The organism is Streptosporangium amethystogenes (assembly GCF_000721075.1).
GTDB classification, from domain to species: domain Bacteria; phylum Actinomycetota; class Actinomycetes; order Streptosporangiales; family Streptosporangiaceae; genus Streptosporangium; species Streptosporangium amethystogenes.
The window spans coordinates 125578-146442 of record NZ_JOEQ01000007.1 but is presented as its reverse complement, the minus strand read 5'-3'; the positions used below and the strand labels follow the sequence as shown (position 1 = coordinate 146442).

General features: G+C 69.9%; 17 protein-coding genes. 8 read left to right on the top strand and 9 right to left on the bottom strand.

The window, feature by feature from the left end; all coding sequences use genetic code 11:
- Positions 1–57: 57 nt before the first annotated feature.
- From IG98_RS0113160 to IG98_RS44790, 3 genes are all read left to right on the top strand, one after another.
- Positions 58–528, top strand: coding sequence for a (deoxy)nucleoside triphosphate pyrophosphohydrolase (locus IG98_RS0113160; RefSeq protein WP_425428026.1), 471 nt, complete (start codon positions 58–60; stop codon positions 526–528).
- A 107-nt stretch (positions 529–635) separates the two neighbouring features.
- Positions 636–2657: a hypothetical protein gene (locus IG98_RS0113155; RefSeq protein ID WP_157594306.1), complete on the top strand. Its 2022-nt coding sequence runs from the start codon at positions 636–638 to the stop codon at positions 2655–2657.
- 117 nt (positions 2658–2774) lie between these two features.
- Complete coding sequence (locus IG98_RS44790) at positions 2775–4241, top strand: hypothetical protein (RefSeq protein ID WP_157594305.1); 1467 nt, start codon at positions 2775–2777, stop codon at positions 4239–4241.
- A gap of 213 nt (positions 4242–4454) precedes the next feature.
- Here IG98_RS44790 and IG98_RS0113145 read toward each other — a convergent pair whose 3' ends face one another.
- The 7 genes from IG98_RS0113145 to IG98_RS0113115 form a co-directional block, all read right to left on the bottom strand.
- Positions 4455–5216, bottom strand: a complete 762-nt coding sequence (locus tag IG98_RS0113145; protein WP_030910748.1) for a succinate dehydrogenase/fumarate reductase iron-sulfur subunit — start codon at positions 5214–5216, stop codon at positions 4455–4457.
- A gap of 2 nt (positions 5217–5218) precedes the next feature.
- Entirely contained in the window at positions 5219–7111 is a 1893-nt protein-coding gene (locus IG98_RS0113140) for a fumarate reductase/succinate dehydrogenase flavoprotein subunit (RefSeq protein WP_030910745.1), read from the bottom strand.
- A 9-nt stretch (positions 7112–7120) separates the two neighbouring features.
- A complete protein-coding gene (locus tag IG98_RS0113135) occupies positions 7121–7906 on the bottom strand; it encodes a hypothetical protein (protein ID WP_030910742.1) in 786 nt (261 codons plus the stop codon).
- Positions 7907–8252: 346 nt separating this feature from the next.
- Positions 8253–8702: a response regulator gene (locus tag IG98_RS0113130; RefSeq protein WP_030910737.1), complete on the bottom strand. Its 450-nt coding sequence runs from the start codon at positions 8700–8702 to the stop codon at positions 8253–8255.
- Entirely contained in the window at positions 8695–10308 is a 1614-nt protein-coding gene (locus tag IG98_RS0113125; protein ID WP_051752038.1) for a sensor histidine kinase, read from the bottom strand. Before IG98_RS0113125 ends, IG98_RS0113130 begins: the two co-directional genes overlap by 8 nt.
- The gene (locus IG98_RS0113120) at positions 10305–11459 is read right to left on the bottom strand and encodes a PP2C family protein-serine/threonine phosphatase (protein WP_037970149.1); all 1155 of its coding nucleotides are present in this window, start codon (positions 11457–11459) and stop codon (positions 10305–10307) included. The genes IG98_RS0113125 and IG98_RS0113120 overlap by 4 nt, the downstream gene beginning before the upstream one ends.
- A gap of 155 nt (positions 11460–11614) precedes the next feature.
- Positions 11615–12547: a LysR family transcriptional regulator gene (locus IG98_RS0113115; RefSeq protein ID WP_030910728.1), complete on the bottom strand. Its 933-nt coding sequence runs from the start codon at positions 12545–12547 to the stop codon at positions 11615–11617.
- A gap of 258 nt (positions 12548–12805) precedes the next feature.
- Between IG98_RS0113115 and IG98_RS0113110 the strand changes: the two genes are divergently transcribed.
- The 3 genes from IG98_RS0113110 to IG98_RS0113100 all read left to right on the top strand — a co-directional run bounded on the left by IG98_RS0113110 (position 12806) and on the right by IG98_RS0113100 (position 16314).
- A complete protein-coding gene (locus tag IG98_RS0113110) occupies positions 12806–13507 on the top strand; it encodes a succinate dehydrogenase cytochrome b subunit (protein WP_281178473.1) in 702 nt (233 codons plus the stop codon).
- Between the two features lie 56 nt (positions 13508–13563).
- On the top strand, positions 13564–15492 hold the full coding sequence (locus tag IG98_RS0113105) for a fumarate reductase/succinate dehydrogenase flavoprotein subunit (protein ID WP_030910722.1): 1929 nt from the start codon (positions 13564–13566) through the stop codon (positions 15490–15492).
- An 84-nt stretch (positions 15493–15576) separates the two neighbouring features.
- Complete coding sequence (locus tag IG98_RS0113100) at positions 15577–16314, top strand: succinate dehydrogenase/fumarate reductase iron-sulfur subunit (RefSeq protein WP_030910720.1); 738 nt, start codon at positions 15577–15579, stop codon at positions 16312–16314.
- Between the two features lie 180 nt (positions 16315–16494).
- Here IG98_RS0113100 and IG98_RS0113095 read toward each other — a convergent pair whose 3' ends face one another.
- Positions 16495–17073 carry a Clp protease N-terminal domain-containing protein gene (locus IG98_RS0113095; protein WP_030910717.1) on the bottom strand — a complete coding sequence of 193 codons (579 nt, stop codon included), beginning with the start codon at positions 17071–17073 and terminating at the stop codon, positions 16495–16497.
- A gap of 2 nt (positions 17074–17075) precedes the next feature.
- Positions 17076–17309, bottom strand: coding sequence for a hypothetical protein (locus IG98_RS0113090; RefSeq protein WP_030910714.1), 234 nt, complete (start codon positions 17307–17309; stop codon positions 17076–17078).
- A 116-nt stretch (positions 17310–17425) separates the two neighbouring features.
- On the opposite strand from IG98_RS0113090, the gene IG98_RS0113085 reads away from it, so the two are divergent.
- On the top strand, positions 17426–19117 hold the full coding sequence (locus tag IG98_RS0113085) for an ABC transporter ATP-binding protein (RefSeq protein WP_030910712.1): 1692 nt from the start codon (positions 17426–17428) through the stop codon (positions 19115–19117).
- Positions 19114–20859 (top strand): ABC transporter ATP-binding protein, encoded by a 1746-nt coding sequence (locus IG98_RS0113080; RefSeq protein ID WP_030910709.1) that lies wholly within the window; start codon positions 19114–19116, stop codon positions 20857–20859. Before IG98_RS0113085 ends, IG98_RS0113080 begins: the two co-directional genes overlap by 4 nt.
- Positions 20860–20865 lie beyond the last annotated feature (6 nt).

Here is a 20865-nt window from a genome sequence, read left to right as displayed (position 1 = left end):
GGCGGATGAATCGCTTCCTGTTACGGTTCCGGTGTTCGAAGCGGTCAGGGCTTGACCATCGCCCAACTCGGCCGGGGAAGCGAGAAGCCGCTCTCCTCGGGGAGCGGAGGAGTCACGGAAAAGGTCGTTGTGGGTGCCGCCATCGTCGACGGCCAGGGCAGGCTGCTCGCCGCCCAGCGCGCCGACCCTCCCGAGCTGGCCGGTGGCTGGGAGCTGCCGGGAGGCAAGGTCGATCCCGGCGAGGACGAGCACACGGCGCTGGTCAGGGAATGCCAGGAGGAGCTCGGCGTACTGATCGAGGTGGGCGAGCGGGTCGGCGGCGACTGGGCGCTCGCCGGCGGCTACGTCCTGCGGGTCTGGTTCGCGATGATCGCCGAGGGCAGGCCGGAGAACAGGGAGCACCTGGATCTGCGCTGGCTGGAGATGGAAGAGCTCTACGACGTGGCGTGGCTGCCCGCGGACCTTCCAATCGTGCGGGCGGTACAAGGTCGTCTCAACGACGGGCAAGGTCGGTTCAATAAGGATTGATCGACTCCGCACCGTGACATAACTGCTACTGGACGTGGCGATGTCGCGTGTCCGTACCCGGGGAACGGAGATATGCGGTGACCGTATGGTGGCGTGGTACTCGGATCGTGTCGGCGGTCGGAGCGGGGGTGCTCATCCTCGGCGGTGCCTCGGGGGTGTACGCCGCCCAGCCGGCCGAACCGGCCGAGTCGCCCCTCGATCTGGCCGCCGCCTCCGGTACGTGGTCGCGGTGGAGCCGCGCCGAGGAGGCGATCCGCTTCCGTATCCGCCTGCGAGGGCCGGGCGCCGGCGCGCGGCTGGCGGTCGTGACGACCCCCGCCGATGCCCTCAGAGGCATCGAGTGCCCGGCGGCGACCAGGCCCGTGACACCGCTCCCCAAGGGGACGGCGGTCTGCTCGGTCGGTGACCTGCCCGCCGACGGCGGGCTCGTCGACGTGCTGCTCGCCGCGCCGGAGCGTCCGCGGGACATCACGCTGACCGCGATGGCCCGGATGCGCGGACCCGGTGGGGAGACGGTGCAGCAGGGGCAGGGCACGCTCCGGGGGGCGGATGTGGTGACCCGGCAGGTGCGGGGCACCCTCGGGGGCGCTGTCGGGGGCGCTGTCGGGGGCGCCGCCGGGAGTTCGGAGCTCGCCCACGCCCAGCGGGAGATCAGGCAGACCCTGCCCGGCTCTGCCCTGCCTGAACCTGTCTCCGGAGGGAGCGCCGGGGCGTCGCCGTCGCGCGGCGGCTCCGGTGCTCCGGAAATCTCCGGCCCTTCCAGGATCTATCTGGGAGATGCCTCGCCGGCCCGGCCCGCGGATCCGCGCGCGGGCGTGGAGACGCTCAGTGACGCCGACCTGGTCCTCAACGCTCCCCAGGCAGTCGGGGAGCGGGGCTGGGTTCCGAAGATCGCCCCCGACGCGCCGGAGGCGGAGAAGGTCGAGCAGCGCACGCTGGCGTTCCTTTTTGATGTCCTGGAAAGGTCGTCGGTCCCCGAGGCGCCGCGATCGGTCGTGGCTGGTGCGGGTGCGAGCGGCAGTGCCGCTGCGGGTATGGGCGGGAGCACGGCGGTCCTCGCGACCTCGGCTGCTCCCGCGGTCCCGGTGGCTCCCGAGGGCTCGGTTCGACCGGGAACGCGGCTTCCCGCCGACGCCGCGGTTCCGGGCGCCGCACCGGAGACGAGCGGCGGTGTGGCCGGCCATGGCCCGGCCGTCGCCGTACCGCAGCCGACGAGAACACCCGAGGAACATCTCCCGCAGCGGCAGAACGGCAGGAACCATTCGGTCATGGGGTCTCACGCGGGACGCGGGGCGGCCGGGCGGAAGATGTCCGGGAAGCGGCGGGCGGCCTGCCGGTCCGGCGCGCGTCGGCAGGGGACGGGCCGACCGATGCTCGGGCCCGTGGGACCCGGTTATCCGGCAGGCGGCCAGACGATGATCGGCAAGTCCGGAGCACGCCGCCCGATGGTGGCGCCGATGGGGCCCGGTTACCCGGGGGCCGTCCAGTGGCCGGCCGGACAACTCGTCCAGCCCGGTCAGAACATGCCTGGCCGGCCGGGTAAGCCGGGACTCCCGCCCGGCCAGGGGATGCCCGGTCAGGGCATGTTCGTCCCACCCGGTCAGCTCGGCGCGCAGCCGATGCTCCCGGGCCATCCGGGGGCAGGCGGGCAGGGTAAGCCCGGTGCGCCACAACGGGAAGTGGGCGGGCCGGTCGGTCCCGGCTTCCCGGGAGCGGGACAGCAGGTGCCCATGGCGCAGCCGCCGGGTGGCCAGGCGCCGATGGTGCCGCAGCAGGTGCCGCCGCCGCCCATGGGGCAGGTGCCGGGCGTACCGCAGCAGGTGCCGCCGGGCTCCACGGGGATGGCGGGAGCGGGCCAGATGCCCGGTACCGGGACCGGACTCCAGCTCCAGTTGCCGCCGGCGGGTCCCTTCCCCGCCGCCGCACAGGCCCCCGCACCGCAGGGTGCGCCTCTCCCGCAGGATCTCGACGGCCCGAACACCCAGGTCCGGGCGGTCGCCGAGTCAAGCCCGCTGCTGACAGGAGTACGGGGCCTACCGGCGGTGGGAGCAGCGGTGGGAGCACTGCTCGGTCTCCTCTGGCTGCAGCGGAGGATCCAGCGCCGCCGTCGTTCGCGACACGTTTTGTAAAAGGCGATTTACTGTTACTTTTGCCCAACTAGTATTTCTTTGACGTGTTCATGGTTGATTGCGCGGAGGGCACCGGTGACGCGAGCACGGCTCAGGGCAGCTGTCTCCGCCGTTGTGATGTCTTTGGGGATCAGCGGTGCCTTCCTGGTCGTCGTGGCACCGCTGGCCGGTTCCTCCGTGGCCGGCGCGACGGTCAGGACGATGGTTGTCGACCCGTCGTACATCCCCGGATGTGACGTCGATCCGGCGGGGCCCTGTGAGGAACCCACGCCGATGGTCACGGTCACGGTCACCGAGGAGCCCGGGGGCGGCACCCCGGAGGAGACCCCGGCCCCGCAGAAGACCGTGACCACCACGGTGACCGTCCCGCCGACGACGAAGCCTCCGAAGACCACGACCCCGCCACCCGCGCAGGAGTCGGCCGCTCCGCCGGCCCAGGAGAGCGCGGCCCCGATCGCTCCGCCGGAGACCGGGACCAGCCCTTCGACGTCCGAGGAACCAGAGGTCCAGTTCCCGACCAACACCCCGCCGGCCACGCTGCCGTCCGCCACGCCTGCTCCCGAAGAGAGCGCCACGTTCGACGAGAACGCCTCCGGTTCCTCTGTGTCCGAGATCCGCAACGCGAACGCCGAGTTTGACGGGGCCACGCTGAGCCGTCAGCTCGGCATCCCGGCGCTGATCCTGGTGCTGCTGGTGCTGTTCGCCGTTCTGATCTTCGAGGGCAGGCTGCGCCGCCTGGCCCATGCCGCGGCCATCCGTCGGGCCGGCCCCCGGGGAATGGGGCCCCGCGTCGATTCGATGGACCCGATGGCCTATCACGGCGGTCCCGGCTACGCCGCCGGACCCGGTTTCGTTCCCGGCCCCTACCAGAGCGGCACGGCCTACGCGCCGATCATCAGCCTCGTCCCGATGCAGATGTACCCTCCGGTCTACCCGGAGGGTTACGCCCCCGGGCAGTACCCCTACGGCTACGAGCAGACGACGGCGTACATGCCCGCGCCCGGCTACGGCGACCCGTACGGCCGGCAGACCATGCCCTACGGCCCGGCGGGGCAGGAGGGCGTCTCCCACGGCGCCCAGCCCTTCGGCCAGGAACCGCAGGACGACCGGAACCTGTCGGGCCGCCCCCAGGGCGATTTCCAGCCTCTCGGACCCGAACCACAGGGTGGGCCGGACGAGCGTACCCGGCCCGGCCGGCAGGAGAACCTCGGCCCCGAGCCTGGCGAGGGGCGTTTCCCTCAGGGGCAGCCCGAGTTCCCCGGGGCGCCGTTTCCGCAGGAGCCCGCCCAAGGCGGCCACGGGGGCCCCGTCGGCGGGGCTCAGGCCGGTTTTCACAGTGGGGCTCACGGCAGTGGCGGCCCGCCGGTTCACCATGGTCCCGGCGGTCCCGGCGGTCCCGGCGGCCCCGGCGGTGATCCGGCGACGCTGATCGGACCCGGGGGCCCGGGGATCCACGGTGGCCCCGGTGATCGGCCGGACGCCGGAGAGCAGCCTCCCGTGGGGCCGGCCTCGACGGCGGTCTACCCGCTCCCCGGCCAGGACAGCGGCAAGAAGAAGCGCGGTCTCTTCCGCCGCTCCACCTGACCTCCACCGGCCCGGCGGTCACCGCCGTGGCCGGTCGCGGTTCTCCCCGGCCTCTGGAACCGTTCTCACCCCTGGTCGCGCCGCCGGCCTGAGACACCGCGGAAGATCGCGAAGGTCTGAGCGCCGTGGCAGGTCGGGTGCTTCTTGGAACATCGGGGAAACACGGCGGCGCCGCCCGGGGAGAGCCCCGTGGGCGGCGCCGCCGTGCGGGGGTCAGCTCTTCGAGCTGGAACGCTTGAAGATCTTGTTGCCCAGCCAGACCAGCGGATCGTACTTCCGGTCGGCGACGCGCTCCTTCATGGGGATCAGCGCGTTGTCAGTGATCTTGATGTGCTCGGGGCAGACCTCGGTGCAGCACTTGGTGATGTTGCAGTAGCCCAGGCCGTGCTCCTCCTGAGCGGAGTCCTTGCGGTCGGCCACGTCGTACGGGTGCATGTCCAGCTCGGCGATCCGCATCAGGAAGCGCGGACCGGCGAAGCCGGGCTTGTTCTCCTCGTGGTCACGGATGACGTGACAGACGTTGTTGCACATGAAGCACTCGATGCACTTGCGGAACTCCTGGGACCGCTCGACGTCGATCTGCTGCATGCGGTATTCGCCCGGCTTCACGTCGGCCGGAGGGGTGAAGGACGGGATCTCCCTGGCCTTCTGGTAGTTGTACGAGACGTCCGTGACGAGGTCCTTGATCACCGGGAACGTCCGCATGGGCGTCACGGTGATCGTCTCCTCCTCGCTGAAGGTGGACATCCGGGTCATGCACCCGAGCTTCGGCCTGCCGTTGATCTCCATGGAGCACGAGCCGCACTTGCCGGCCTTGCAGTTCCAGCGGACGGCGAGGTCGGGGGCCTGGGTCGCCTGGAGCCGGTGGATGATGTCGAGAACGACCTCGCCCTCGTTCACCTCGACGGTGAAGTCCTCAAGCTTGCCCTCGCCGCCCTCGCCCCGCCAGACGCGGAACTTCGCCTTGTAACTCATGGTTACTCCTTGGCCAGCGCGTCAAAGGCGGCCAGCTCTTCCTCGGTGATGTACTTCTTCAGCTCGTCGCGGTCGAACAGCGTGATGAGGTCGTCCCGCATCGCGGTCTGGACCTGCTCCTCGACCGCGATGCCGGAGCCGTCCGGGGTGAGGGCGCAGCGCAGGATCTTGGTCCGCCACTCGGCGGACATGACCGGGAAGTCGTCACGGGTGTGGCCGCCGCGGCTCTCCTCGCGCAGCAGCGCCGCCTTCGCCACGCACTCCGAGACCAGGAGCATGTTGCGCAGGTCGAGGGCGAGGTGCCAGCCCGGGTTGTAGATCCGGCTGCCGGCCGCGCCGACGTTCTGGGCCCGCTCCTTGAGCTTCTCCACCGCCTCCAGCGCCTCGGAGACCTCCTCGGACTTGCGGATGATGCCGACCAGCTCGTTCATCGTCCGCTGCAGCTCGTGGTGGACCTCGTACGGGTTCTCGCCCGAGCGCTCCAGCGGGGCCAGCGCCTCCGCGCTCGCCGTGGCCACGGACTCCTCGGAGATCTTCGGCCGGGTGGCCAGGCCGTCCACGTACGAGGCCGCTCCCATGCCCGCGCGGCGGCCGAACACCAGCAGGTCGGACAGCGAGTTACCGCCCAGCCGGTTGGAGCCGTGCATGCCGCCGGAGACCTCACCGGCCGCGAACAGGCCGGGTACGGCCGCCGCGCCGGTGTCGGCGTCGACCTCGACGCCGCCCATGATGTAGTGGCAGGTCGGGCCGACCTGCATGGCCTCCTTGGTGATGTCGACGTCGGCCAGTTCCTTGAACTGGTGGTGCATCGACGGCAGCCGCTTGATGATCTCGGCGGCCGGGAGGCGGGTGGAGACGTCGAGGTAGACGCCGCCCTGGGGTGATCCGCGTCCCGCCTTCACCTCGGAGTTGATGGCCCGCGCGACCTCGTCACGGGGGAGCAGCTCCGGAGGGCGGCGGTTGTTGGCCTGGTCGGTGTACCAGCGGTCGCCCTCCTCCTCGGAGGTGGCGTACTTGTCCTTGAACACCTCGGGGATGTAGTCGAACATGAAGCGCTTGCCCTCGGAGTTCCTCAGCACCCCGCCGTCACCGCGGACGGACTCGGTGACGAGGATGCCGCGGACCGAGGGCGGCCAGACCATCCCGGTGGGATGGAACTGGATGAACTCCATGTTGATCAGGTTCGCCCCGGCCAGCAGGGCCAGCGCGTGGCCGTCGCCGGTGTACTCCCACGAGTTGGACGTGACCACGTACGACTTGCCGATGCCGCCGGTGGCCAGCACGATCGCGGGGGCGTCGAACAGGATGAGCTTGCCGTTCTCCCGCCAGTAGCCGAAGGCGCCACAGATGGCGTCGCCGTCCTTGAGCAGGCGGGTCACCGTGCATTCCTGGAAGACCTTGATGTACGCCTCGGCGTCACCGTGCAGCTTCTCGTCCTCCTGCTGGAGCGCGACCACCCGCTGCTGCAGGGTTCGGATCAGCTCCAGGCCGGTGCGGTCACCGACGTGGGCCAGCCTCGGGTACTCGTGCCCGCCGAAGTTACGCTGGCTGATCTTGCCGTCCTTGGTGCGGTCGAACAGCGCGCCCCACGCCTCCAGCTCCCAGACCCGGTCGGGCGCCTCCTTGGCGTGCAGCTCGGCCATCCTCCAGTTGTTGAGGAACTTGCCGCCGCGCATGGTGTCGCGGAAGTGCACCATCCAGTTGTCGTCGCTGTTGACGTTGCCCATGGCGGCGGCGGCGCCGCCCTCGGCCATGACCGTGTGCGCCTTGCCGAACAGGGACTTGCAGACGATCGCCGTCCGCTTGCCCTGCTGGCGGGCCTCGATGGCCGCCCGCAGCCCCGCACCGCCGGCGCCGATGACGACGACGTCGTATTCGTGACGCTCGATTTCCACAGGTGATCCTTATACGAACGGGAAGGCGATGATGTTCTTGGCGACCAGGCGGACGTAGAGGTCGGCGCCCATGATGCTGAACATGGAGATCAGTGCGAGCTCCTGGTGCTTGGCGTTGAGCTTCGAGACGATGCCCCAGGCCCGGTAGCGGATCGGGTGCTTGGAGAAGTGGTTCAGGCGCCCGGCCGTGATGTGTCGGCAGGAGTGGCACGACAGCGTGTACAGGTTGATGAGGATCGCGTTGACGATCAGGATCCAGGTGCCCAGGCCGCCCGGCTTGGCGATCAGCGCCTTCACCGCGTCGTACGCCAGGATGAGGCCGATGACGATCGCCGCGTAGAAGAAGTAGCGGTGAATGTTCTGAAGAATCAACGGGAAGCGTGACTCACCAGTGTACTTCTTGTGCGGCTCGGCCACCCCGCACGCCGGGGGCGAGAGCCAGAAGCCCCGGTAGTAGGCCTTGCGGTAGTAGTAGCAGGTGAGGCGGAACCCCCCGGGAAAACCGAGGATCAGCAGGGCCGGGGGCAGCGTGTACCAGTCGCCGAACGGGGCGAGGCCGAACAGCCGCGCCTCCTCGGGGCAGCTCGTCGCCAGGCAGGGTGATGTGAACGGTGCGTGATAGGGGGACACGAAGTAGCTCGCGTCGAAGATCGTCCACGTGGCGTAGACGACGAATGCCGTGAAGATGATGAATGTGACCAGTGGATAGCGCCACCACGGGTCGGTTCGCAGGGTGCGCTCCTTGATCTGCGCACGTTGCCTTCTGGCCGGGCTCTCGGCCGTTGTCTGGGTCATCGAGACCTCTCCACCTCCCGCGAACCCCGCTCGCCTTGGGGTCCGGGTCGTTTCAGTTGTGCCGCGCGCTGGGCCATGGTCGCGCCGGCTCACACGTGCGCGCGCATGTTGGTGGGGGATACGTTACGGCGGAGCCCGGGGGTTATGTGAGAGAGGTCACTTACAATTTCACTGACCAGGTGTGATTCCTGTCACGTTGGTGCGCAGAGGTGCCCTGCCTGCGACGTCTCAGGAGGTGGACGATCACAGGGAGGTCTCGGGGGTCGTGAAAACGGGCGCGGGAATCCCGCCCGGATGGACGACGCCCGGCGGGCCGGGAGACCCCGCCGCCGGGCGTGGCGTGTCGTCAGTAGTGCTGGCCGGAGGTGGGCAGCTTGACGACGGTCACGAAGAAGTCGTCGATCCGCCGGACCACGCTGATGAACTGGTCGAAGTCGACGGGCTTGGAGACGTAGGCGTTGGCGTGCAGGTTGTAGCTGCGCAGGATGTCCTCCTCGGACTCCGACGTGGTCAGCACCACCACCGGGATCCCGCGGAGCTTCTCGTCGGCCTTGATGTCCTGGAGCACCTCCCGGCCGTCCTTGCGGGGCAGGTTGAGGTCGAGCAGGATCAGGTCGGGCCGGGGTACGTCGGCGAACTCGCCCTCCTTGCGGAGGAAGGACATGGCCTGCTCGCCGTCGTTGACCACGTGCAGCTTGTTGCGGACCTTGTTGAGCTCGAACGCCTCCCGCGTCAGCAGGACGTCGCCCGGGTCGTCCTCGACCAGCAGGACGTCGATCCAGCGCAGGTCATTCATCAGCGGTTTCTCCTGAGGGAAAGGTCCAGCGGAAGGTCGTACCGGTTCTGGTGGTGTTCTCAGGTTCGCTGTCCTCGGTGTCCACCCAGATGCGACCGCCATGGTACTCGACGATTTTCTTGCAGAGAGCCAACCCGATGCCGGTGCCCGCGTAGACGTCACGCCCGTGCAGACGCTGGAAGATCAGGAAGATGCGGTCAGTGTATTTACTGTCGATGCCGATGCCGTTGTCGGTGCAGGAGAACTCCCACATGTCCCCGTCGCGCCGCACCCCGATGTGGACCTTCGGTGGATCCTCCGAGCGGAACTTGATCGCGTTGCCGATGAGGTTCTGGAAGAGCTGGGTGAGCTGCACCCGGTTGCCGTACACCCGAGGCAGCTCGTCGTGGGTCACCGTCGCGCCGGTGTCCTCGATCGGCGCGGCGAGGTTGTTCAGCGCGGCCCTCAGCGGCCCCTCGGCGTCGATGTCGATACGTTCGCCGCCCATCCTGCCGACCCGGGAGAAGTCGAGCAGGTCGTTGATCAGCATCTGCATGCGCTTGGCGCCGTCGACCGCGAAGGCGATGTACTGCTTGGCGCGGTCGTCGAGCTGGTCGCTGTAGCGCTGTTCCAGCATCTGGGTGAAGCTGGCCACCTTGCGCAGCGGCTCCTGCAGGTCGTGGCTGGCCACGTAGGCGAACTGCTCCAGTTCGCTGTTGGAGCGCCTCAGCTCCGTCGCCTGGTCCTCCAGCTTGCGCTGCGTCTCCGAGGCCCGGTGCCACTCGGCGAGGATGCGGCGGCGCATCGCGTCGACGTGGCCGGACAGCTCGGCCAGCTCGGCGGGGTGCTCGACCCTGAGTTTGTGGTCGAAGTCTCCCTGGGCGACCGCGCGTACCTGCTCGTTCAGCTCCGCCAGCGGGCGGAGCACCGCGTGGCGCACGATGAAGACCGCGGCGATCGCGGCCGCGACCAGTGCCGTGGCGACCCCGATGAGCGAGATGTAGAGGGCCTGCCAGCCGCGGTCGAGCTGGACGCTGCCGATCTCGTGCAGCCGGCTCAGATGGTCCTGCAGATCCGCGAGGGACTGCCGGACCTCGGTGAACCGGGTGGCGTTGATCGTGGCGTTCTGCCGGGAGGCGTCGCTCTTCAGCGTCGGCACCGCCGCGATGACCCGTTCGACGTAGTCGCGCCGCCAGGCGTCGCCACTGGCCTTCAGGTGGGCCACCTCGGCGCGGACCGTCTGCCGCTCCGGAATCCGGGGGAGCAGCGCGCTGAGCGCGCCCATCGCCCTGTCCTCCGCGGTGAGAGCCTCCCGGTACTCCTTCAGGGAGGTCTCCTCGTTGGTCCTGCCGTACGTCCGCACCGAGCTCTCCTGCGCGGTGAGCGCGTTGAAGATCTCCAGGGTGCGCAGCGTCGCCGGGTCGATGACGTCCACCAGGGTCTCCCTGGCCTGGCGGGCGTCCTCGATCGACCTGATCGTGACGACGGCCGAGATCATGAAGACCAGCGCGATGCCCACCCCGGCGAACATGAACCAGCGGCCGACCGGGAGCCTCCCGAAACCTTTCGCGGGGGTGAGCGCGGGCAGGGGATGCGGGCGGGTGCCGTGATCCGAGCGGTCGGTCATCGTTTTCCGTTCCGTGAGATGAGCACGGTCGCCAGGTCGTCGCTGAGCGCGTCACGGTTCAGCTCGATGACGCGTTCAATGAGGCGATCGAGTTCGATCCCGCCCTGCTCCTGGACGAGCCTGAGCAGGCCCTCGGTGCCGAGCAGGTCGGGGCCGCCGCCCACGGTGGCCTCGATCAGCCCGTCGGTGTAGAGCAGCAGCGACCAGTCGTCGCCGAGCACGACGTCGATCTCCGACCAGTGCACGTCCTGGAAGATGCCCAGTGGCGGCCCCGAGGGGGTACCCGGCACCACGCCGATCACGCCGTCGCGGATCAGCAGCGGCGGCGGATGGCCGACCACGTGCATCCGCGCGTGGCTGAGCGTGGGGTCGATCGTGGCGATGCACAGGGTGGTGAAGATCTCCGCCGACTTGCGTTCCAGGCGGAGCACCGACTCCAGCGTGCCGAGCAGTTCGTTGCCGGTGTGCCCGGCCAGGACCAGGGTCCGCCAGGCGATCCTGAGCGCGACTCCCAGCGCGGCCTCGTCGGGACCGTGCCCGCACACGTCGCCGACCACCACGTGGACGGCGCCGTCGGGGCTCTGCACGGTGTCCCAGAAGTCACCGGCGAGCAGGGCGCGCCTGCGTCCTGGCAGGTAGCGGGCGTGGTGTTCGAGAATCTCGGTGGACAGCAGCGGGACCGGGAGGAGCCCGCGTTCGAGGCGGGAGTTCTCCTTGGTGAGCAGTTCGACCTCGACCAGCCTGCGCTGGGCCAGGTCGGCGCGCTTACGCTCCATCGCGTAGCGGATCGCCCGGGCCAGCAGGCGGCCCTCCACGTCCTGCTTGACCAGGAAGTCCTGGGCGCCGGCGGCGACCGCCTCCACGCCGACGTGGGTGTCGCTCAGGCCGGTCAGCACGAGCACGGCGGCATGCGGCGCCATCGAGAGCACCTGCTCCAGCGCCTCCAGGCCGGTCGCGTCGGGCAGGGAGAGATCGACGAGCACGCACTGCACGTCGGAGGTCAGCCGGACCCTGCTCTCGGCCAGGCTCCGCACCCATATGATCTTCGGTGGGTTGTCCGCCTCGCCGAGCAGCTCCTCCACGAGGAAGGCATCGCCCGCGTCGTCTTCGATGAGAAGAAGCGTGAGCGTTTCATTGGCGGGGGCGGTCACTGACGCCTCTTCGTGAGCTCGGGAGAACGTGTCAACGCTACGTAGAATAGTGCGACACGTCAGGTACCGGGGCGCCGATGCGATGTGATTCACCACCCGTCGGACACCGGGGGGTACGGAGTGGCGCGAGATCTCGGCGGTGTCCTCGCCGGGAGTCAACCCTGGATGATCAGGTCCAGTCCCTGGGGGAGGCTGCCCTCGTGGGCGGCCTCGGCGAGGAAGAGGAGCAGGGTCGCGCGAAAGGCCTGGGCCGCGCGGGTGGGCTCGACGTCCTTGCGGTGCGCGATGGCGATGGTGCGGCGCAGCCCGGGAGGAGCCAGGGGTGTCCCGGAAAGTCCCGGGCGGCCGTCCAGGACCATCGAGGGGACCAGTGCGACCCCCAGCCCGGCCTCCACGAAGCGCAGCACGGCGTCCATCTCGCCGCCCTCCACCGCGAACCTGGGCTCGAACCCGGCCTGCCGGCAGGCGTTGAGCGTGGCCTCCCGCAGGTCGTATCCGCGCCTGAACATCACCATCGGCCGTTGCCGCAACTCCTCGATGCGCACGTACGGCCTGCGGGCGCGAGTGGTCGAGGGGGAGGCGACGACGAGGTTCTCCCGCAGGACCTCCTCGGTGACGAGGGCGGGGTCGTCGCTGTGCAGCGGCATGATGATCAACGCCAGGTCGAGCTGGCCCCTGGCCAGGGTGCGGACCAGGTCGCGGGAGCCGCCTTCCTCCACGAACAGCTCGATGCCGGGGTAGGCGTGGTGGAACCTGGCCAGCGCGTCGGCGAGCAGCCCCGCGCAGAGCGAGGGCGTGGCGCCCAGCCGGACCCGGCCGCGGCGCAGCCCGGCCAGCTCGCCGACCTCGCTTCTGGCGGTCTCGGCGTCGGCCAGCATGCGGCGGGCCAGCGGTAGCAACGCCTCGCCAGCGGGGGTCAGCGTGACGTTTCCCCGGGCACGGCTGAACAGCGGTGCGCCGAGCTCGGCCTCCAGGGCCTTGATCTGCTTGCTCAGCGAGGGCTGGGCTACGCGCATCCGTTCGGCGGCCTGGGTGAAGTGCCGGGCCTCGGCGACCGCCACGAAATAGGCGAGTTGCTGGAGCTGCACGTTTCCCTAGCGTACGGACTGCCCGACCGCGGATTCGGGGCGGGTGGTGGTGGGGGAGACAATGTGAGATTGCTCGCACCGCTCCGGAGGGAGCGGCGATGGAAGCGACAGGGACGCAGAGGTAATAGCCGCAGGCTATGGAAACCACATCCACGATGACTTGGACTTGGATAAATACCCTTACCTAGCGTCACGAGGGTGACTGCCACGATTGAGCGCGGATCCGCCACCGCCTCTGTAAACCCCCCAGCGGATACCGTGAAGACCGCGAAGCCCGGACGAAAAGGCGGCTTCCTGGGCTCCTCCAACGGCAAGAAGGCCGTGATGGCCATCACGGGCGCCGTGATGGTGCTCTTCCTCATCGGCCACATGGCCGGAAACCTCAAGAGCTTCGCCGGTGCCGAGTCGTTCAACGCCTACGCGGCCTTCCTGCGGACCATGGGCGAGCCGATCCTCCCGCACCGGGTCCTGCTGACCGTCGTCGAGGTCGCGCTGGTCGTCGCGGTCGCCCTGCACATGTGGTCGGCGATCTCCCTGGCCCGGCGGGCGAGCAAGGCCCGCCCGGTCAAGTACGCGGCCAGGCGTAAGTCCAGGGCGAACGGCTACGCGGTCCACACCATGCGCTACGGCGGCGTCATCATCGTGCTGTTCGTGATCTACCACCTGCTGGACCTGACGTTCGGCGCGGCCAACCCGGCCGGTGGCGGCGCCACCCCCTACGACCGCCTGGTCGAGGGCTTCGCGCCGTCGCGCTGGTGGGTCACCCTGTTCTACGTGCTCGCCCTCGTCATGGTCGGCCTGCACCTGCGCCACGGCCTGTGGAGCGCCTTCCAGACGCTCGGTCTGGCGAGCAGCCGTAGCTACCGCCCGCTGAAGGCCGTCGCCGCGGGCCTGTCGGCGCTGCTGGTCATCGGCTTCCTCGTGGTCCCGGTGGCGGTCGCGATCGGAGTGATCAAGTGAGCAAGAGCGCGAACCCGGCGGGTCTTCCGCACGGAGAACAAGGAGTGAGGAGCGCGATGAGCACGGGGTACACCGAAGGTGAGCCGATCCGTGACACCAAGGCTCCCGAGGGTCCGATCGAGGACCGCTGGGAGAAGCGCAAGTTCTCCGCGAAGCTGGTCAACCCGGCCAACAAGCGCAAGCTCCACGTCATCGTCGTGGGCACCGGGCTGGCGGGCGGCTCGGCCGCCGCGACCCTCGGCGAGCTCGGCTACAACGTCACCTCGTTCTGCTACCAGGACACGCCCCGTCGCGCCCACTCCATCGCGGCCCAGGGCGGTATCAACGCCGCCAAGAACTACCGCGGCGACGGTGACTCGATCTACCGGCTCTTCTACGACACGGTCAAGGGCGGCGACTTCCGCGCCCGCGAGTCCAACGTCTACCGGCTCGCCCAGGTCAGTGTGAACATCATCGACCAGGCCGTGGCCCAGGGGGTGCCGTTCGCCCGCGAGTACGGCGGTCTGCTCGACACCCGCTCCTTCGGCGGCGCGCAGGTCTCCCGTACCTTCTACGCCCGAGGCCAGACGGGCCAGCAGCTCCTGCTCGGCGCGTACCAGGCGCTGGAGCGCCAGATCGCGGCCGGCACCGTCAAGATGCACACCCGTCACGAGATGCTCGACCTGATCGTCTCCGACGGCCGGGCACGCGGCGTCATCGTCCGTGACATGGTCACCGGCGAGATCGAACGGCATGTCGCCGACGCGGTGGTGCTGGCCAGCGGCGGGTACGGCAACGTGTTCTTCCTGTCGACGAACGCCAAGGGCTGCAACACCACGGCGATCTGGCGGGCACACCGGCGCGGCGCGATGTTCGCCAACCCCTGCTACACCCAGATCCACCCGACCTGCATCCCGGTCAGCGGCGACCACCAGTCGAAGCTGACCCTGATGTCGGAGTCGCTGCGCAACGACGGCCGCGTGTGGGTGCCGCTGAAGGCGGGCGACACCCGTCCGGCCTCGGCGATCCCCGAGGAGGAGCGCGACTACTACCTGGAGCGGATCTACCCGGCGTTCGGCAACCTGGTCCCGCGTGACATCGCCTCCCGCGCGGCCAAGAACGTCTGCGACGAGGGCCGCGGTGTCGGCCCCGGCGGCCTGGGCGTCTACCTCGACTTCGCCGACGCGATCCGCCGTCTGGGCCGCGAGGCGGTGGAGAAGAAGTACGGCAACCTCTTCGAGATGTACGAGCGCATCACCGGCGAGGACCCGTACGCCCAGCCGATGCGCATCTACCCCGCCGTCCACTACACGATGGGCGGCCTGTGGGTGGACTACGACCTGCAGTCCACGATCCCGGGCCTGTTCGTGATCGGCGAGGCCAACTTCTCCGACCACGGCGCCAACCGCCTCGGCGCGTCCGCGCTGATGCAGGGGCTGTCCGACGGCTACTTCGTGCTGCCGACCACGATCGGCGACTACCTGGCGAACGGCCCCTACGGCGAGGTCGACGAGGACGACGTGACCGAGGCCGAGGCCGAGGTGCGCCAGAAGATCGAAAAGCTGCTGACGAACAACGGCACCCGCACCGCCGACTCCTACCACCGTGAACTCGGCAGGATCATGTGGGAGTACTGCGGGATGGAGCGTACCGAGGAGTCGCTCCGCAAGGCGCTGGAGCGGATCCCCGAGCTGCGCGAGGAGTTCTGGCAGAACGTGAAGGTGTCCGGCGAGGCCGACGAGCTGAACCAGGCGCTGGAGCGGGCCGGACGGGTCGGGGACTTCTTCGACCTGGCCGAGCTGATGTGCATCGACGCGCTGCACCGTACCGAGTCGTGCGGCGGCCACTTCCGCGCCGAGTCCCAGGACGCCGACGGCGAGGCCCTGCGCGACGACGAGAACTTCTCCTACGTCGCGGCCTGGGAGTACGGCGAGCAGGGGCCGATCCTGCACAAGGAAGACCTCGACTACGAGTACGTCAAGATGAGCCAGCGGAGCTACAAGTGAGTGCACCCGACGCGGTGAGCGGACTGGTTCGCGAGGAACGAGCGATCCTCGCAGCGAATGAGGAGAGGTAAGCGAACCATGAGTATGAACCTCACTCTCAAGGTCTGGCGTCAGAAGGGCCCCAAGGACAAGGGCCGGATGGTCAACTACCGGGTCGAGGACGTCTCACCGGACATGTCCTTCCTGGAGATGCTCGACGTCCTCAACGAGCGGCTCATCCTGGAGGGCGACGACCCGATCGCCTTCGACCACGACTGCCGCGAGGGCATCTGCGGCATGTGCGGCATGGTCATCAACGGCGTCGCGCACGGTGAGCAGGTGGCCACCACCACCTGTCAGCTGCACATGCGTCACTTCGAGGACAACGCGGTCATCACCATCGAGCCGTGGCGCGCCGCGCCCTTCCCGGTGGTGAAGGACCTGGTCGTGGACCGCTCGGCGTTCGACCGGATCATCCAGGCGGGTGGCTTCATCTCCGTCCCGGCCGGTTCGGCCCCCGACGCGCACAGCGTCCCGGTGAAGAAGGTCGACGCCGACGCGGCGTTCGACGCGGCCACCTGCATCGGCTGCGGCGCCTGCGTCGCCGCCTGCCCGAACGGCTCGGCCTCGCTCTTCACCGCGGCCAAGATCACCCATCTGAGCCTGCTGCCGCAGGGCCAGCCCGAGCGCGACTCCCGCGCCGTCGCGATGGTCGAGCAGATGGATGCCGAGGGCTTCGGCGGCTGCACCAACACCGGCGAGTGCACGGCGGTCTGCCCCAAGGGCATCCCGCTGGACACCATCGCCCAGATGAACCACGACTACCTGCGGGCCGCCAAGTAGGTCCTTTCGACCGTTCCGCCCCGGTGCCCGGCCCAGCGGCCGGCACCGGGGCGGTTGCTTCTCCCGGTCCTGAGTGGCGTTCCCGGGGGTGCAGGGGAACCGCCGGGCTCGATCGCGGGTGCCCCTGCCCGGGCGACGCCGTCCGCCGGGCCGTCGAGGTCCGGGCTCGATCGCGCGCCCCTACCCGGGCTTCCGCCGTGTCCCGAGTTCCCGGACGATCTCCCTGCGCAGCGTCCCCTGATCGATGCCCGCGTCGGCGATGACGCGCGAGGCCAGCCCCTCCCCCTCGCGGAGCAGCCCCAGCAGGATGTGGCCGTCGCCGATGTACTTGTGCTTGAGGGCGATGGCCTCCCGCAGGGACAGTTCCAGGGACTTCTTCGCCCCCTTGGAGAAGGGGATGTGGCGACCGCTGAACAGGCCGCCCCGGTGGTCGCGCTGCGGCGGCCGGTCCAGGGAGCCGGGGCCGAAGGCGGCCTCGACCTTCTCCCTGATGGCGGAGAGATCGATACCGATCGTCTCCAGCGCGTCCGCGTCGAGCGCGTCCTTCGGTGAGTGGGGGACGAGGCGCACCACGGCCCGGTCGGCCCGCTCACGGTCCAGGCCGTGCCGTCCGAGGATTCGGGCCGAAACGGTCTGTGGCTGGTCGAGCAGGCCCAGCAGGAGGTGCTCGGTGCCGATGGAGGGGTGCTTCAGCCTGCGGGTGTTCTCCTGGGCGAGCGTCACCGTCTGCCTGGCCTGATCCGTGAACCTTTCGAACATGACTATCTCTCCCGTCTCAGCAGGCCTCGGCCACCCGCGTACTTCTTGTGCACCGCCTGCCGGCTCACTTCAAGGCAGTACGCGATCTCCTGCCAGGACCAGCCCTGGTCCCTGGCGTTCTCCACCTGGAGGGCCTCCAGCCGGTCGACCAGTGTCCGCAGTGCCCGCACGGCCCGCAGGCCGACGGCCGGATCGCGGCTACCGGCGTCGGATGCCAGTTGCGCCGTATCGCTCATGTCTGTCAATTTAGGTTGACGCAGCCCATTCTGTCAACCTTGATTGACGGCAACACGCCGGGGAGGCCGAAAATCGTTTGCCGGGCCAGGTCGGAGTTTGTGACCCTTGTTGTGAGATGCGCTCCTTACCAGCCGCCGACCCCGGCGTTCCCGATGCCCGAAGTCCGATCGCTTACCTGCTGTGGGTGGCCCGCATGCAGCGAGGCCCGCTGCTGCTCGGCATCGGCTACGCCATCCTGTGGTGGCTGGCGATGGCGCTGGTACCCGCCGCGATGGGCAACGGCATCGACGCGATCACGGCCAAGGACCTGCCTGCCCTGGTCACCTGGGGGGCCGTGGTGTTCGCCCTGGGAATCACCCAGGCCGTCATGGGCATCCTGCGGCACCGGATGGCCGTCTACAACTGGCTGGCCGCCGCCTACCGGACCGTCCAGGTCACCGTCAGGCAGTCGACCCGGCTGGGCGCGACCCTGCCCAAGCGCATGTCCACCGGTGAGGTGGTCAGCGTCGGCAACTCCGACATCGCCCACATCGGCAACGCGATGGACATCCTGCTCCGCGGCTGCGGCGCCGTCGTCGCCATCGCCGTCGTGACCGTCATCCTGATCGACGCCTCGCCACAACTGGGACTGATGGTGCTGGTCGGCCTGCCCCTCGTGGCGGTCGCCGTCGCGCCCCTGCTCAAGCCGCTGCACCGCCGCCAGAACGACCACCGCGACCTGCAGGGCGACCTCGCCACCCGCGCCGCCGACATCGTCACGGGCCTGCGGGTGCTCCGCGGCATCGGCGGTGAGCGGGTCTTCGCCGACCGCTACGGCGCCGAGTCGCAGCGGGTGCGCCACGCCGGCGTGCGGGTGGCCTCCGTCGAGTCGATGCTGGAGGGCGCACAGGTCCTGCTGCCCGGACTGCTGATCGCCGGGGTGACCTGGCTCGGTGCGACCTTCGCGATGCGCGGCGAGATCACCGCCGGCCAGCTCGTCGCCTTCTACGGCTACGCGGTCTTCCTGATCGCCCCGGTGCGCACCCTCACCGAGGCGGCCGACAAGCTGACCAAGGGGCACGTCGCCGCCCGCAGGGTGGTGCGCATCCTGGCGCTGAATCCCGAGGTGGAGGGTGGCACCGGCCGCTCGGAGGGCGGCCTGCTGCGCGACGTGACCTCCGGGGTCGCGGTGCGTCCCGGCATGCTCACCGCCGTCGCGGCGGCCGTCCCCGAGGAGGCCGTGACCATCGCCGACCGGCTCGGCCGCTACAGCGACGGCGACGTCGACTTCGGCGACGTGGCGCTCGACACCCTGCCGATCTCCGAGGTCCGCCGCCGCGTCCTCGTCGCCGACAACGAGGCCCAGCTGTTCGCCGGGGTGCTCAGGGACGAACTGGACGTCACCGGCCGCGCCTCCGACGAGGAGATCACCCGGGCGTTGCAGGCCGCGTGCGCCACCGACATCGTCGAGGCGCTGCCCGGCGGTCTGGAGGGGCGCGTCGCCGAGGCCGGCCGGGAGTTCTCCGGCGGCCAGCAGCAGCGGCTCAGGCTCGCCAGGGCGTTGACCCTCGACCCGGAGGTGCTCATCCTCATCGAGCCCACCAGCGCCGTCGACGCGCACAGCGAGGCCCGCATCGCCGACCGGCTGGCCAAGGCCCGCGCGGGCAAGACCACGCTGGTCTGCACGACCAGCCCGCTGGTGCTCGACCGCACCGACCACGTCATCTACGTCGAGGGAGGCGTCGTGCGCGCCCAGGGCACACACCGGGAGCTGCTGGCCACCCACCCGGGCTACACCGCCGTCGTGACCCGGGGTGAGGAGTCGTGAGCAGGCAGATCCTGCCCGTCGCCGACACCGCGCAGGTTCGGGCGTACGCCCGCAGGCTCACCCTGAAATATCCCGGAGAGCTCACCGTGGCGCTGGGTCTGCACGGCCTGGCCGCCGTCGCCGGCCTGGCGGTGCCATGGCTGCTCGGCGGCCTCGTCCAGGGTGTCCAGGACGGCACCGGGGTCGACGTCACCGCGGTGTCGCTGGCCATCGGCGGCTTCCTGGTCGCCCAGGCGGTGCTGATCAGGTTCGCCGTCTACGCCTCGGCCAGGCTCGGCGAGAAGGTCCTCGCCGAGCTGCGCGAGGAGTTCGTCGGGCGGGTGCTCGGCCTGCCGCTGTCCGTCGTCGAGCGGGCCGGATCCGGCGACCTGATCTCGCGGACCTCGCGTGACGTCGACTCGCTGTCGCGCACCGTACGGCACGCCGTGCCCGAGACGCTGATCGCGCTGGTCACCTGCCTGATCACCGTCGGCGCGCTGGTACTGGTCGGGCCGCTGCTCGCGCTGCCCTCGCTGCTGGCCGTCCCCATCCTGTGGATCTCCACCCGCTGGTATCTCAACCGGGCCAGGGAGGGCTACCTGCGGGAGAGCGCCGCGTACGCCGACATGACCGACGGGCTGGCCGAGACGGTCGGGGGCGCCCGCGCGGTGGAGGCCCTGGGTCTGCAGGAGCGGCGGCACCGCCGCACCGACACCGACATCGCCCGCTCGTGGGCGGCCGAGCGCTACACGCTGGGGCTGCGCACCGTCTGGTTCCCCTCGGTCGAGCTCGGCTACGTGATCCCGATCGTGGCGACGCTGGTCATCGGCGGTCTGTTCCACCTCCAGGGCTGGGTCTCGCTGGCCCAGGTCACCGCGGCCACGCTCTACGTCCAGCAGCTCATCGACCCGCTCGACCGGCTGCTGATGTGGATCGACGAGCTCCAGGTCGGTGGCGCCTCGATGGCCCGGCTGCTCGGCGTCGCCGAGGTGCCCGACGACCGCGAGGCCACCGGTGCCGCTCCCGAGGGCAGTGAGCTGGCGGCCGACGACGTCCGCTACGCCTACCGCGAGGGCCACGACGTGCTGCACGGCATCGACCTGCTGGTCAAACCGGGCGAGCGGCTGGCCATGGTCGGCCCGTCGGGGGCGGGCAAGTCCACGCTGGGCCGCCTGCTCGCCGGCATCCACGGCCCCCGCACCGGCTCGGTCACCGTGGGCGGCGTCCCCCTGGTCGAACTACCCCTGAACGACCTGCGCGGTCAGGTCGCCCTGGTGACCCAGGAGCACCACGTCTTCCGGGGCACGGTGCGCGACAACGTGCTGATCGCCAGGCCCGAGGCCGACGACGCGCGGGTCCGCGAGGTGCTGGAGGCCGTGGACGCCTGGGACTGGGTCGAGACCCTGCCCGAGGGGCTCGACACGGCGGTCGGCTCCGGCGGCGAGCACGTTCCCCCCGCCCAGGCCCAGCAGCTGGCCCTGGCCCGGCTGGTGCTGGCCGACCCGCACACTCTGGTCCTCGACGAGGCCACCTCGCTGATCGACCCCCGCGCGGCCCGCCGCCTGGAACGCTCGCTGGCCGCCGTCCTCGAAGGCCGTACGGTGATCGCCATCGCCCATCGCCTCTACACGGCCCACGACGCCGACCGCGTCGCGGTCGTGGAGGACGGCCGCATCGGCGAACTCGGCTCCCACGAGGAACTGGTCGCCGAGGGGGGCTCCTACGCGGCCCTGTGGCGCAGCTGGCACGGCACCTCCGGCTGAGGTTCT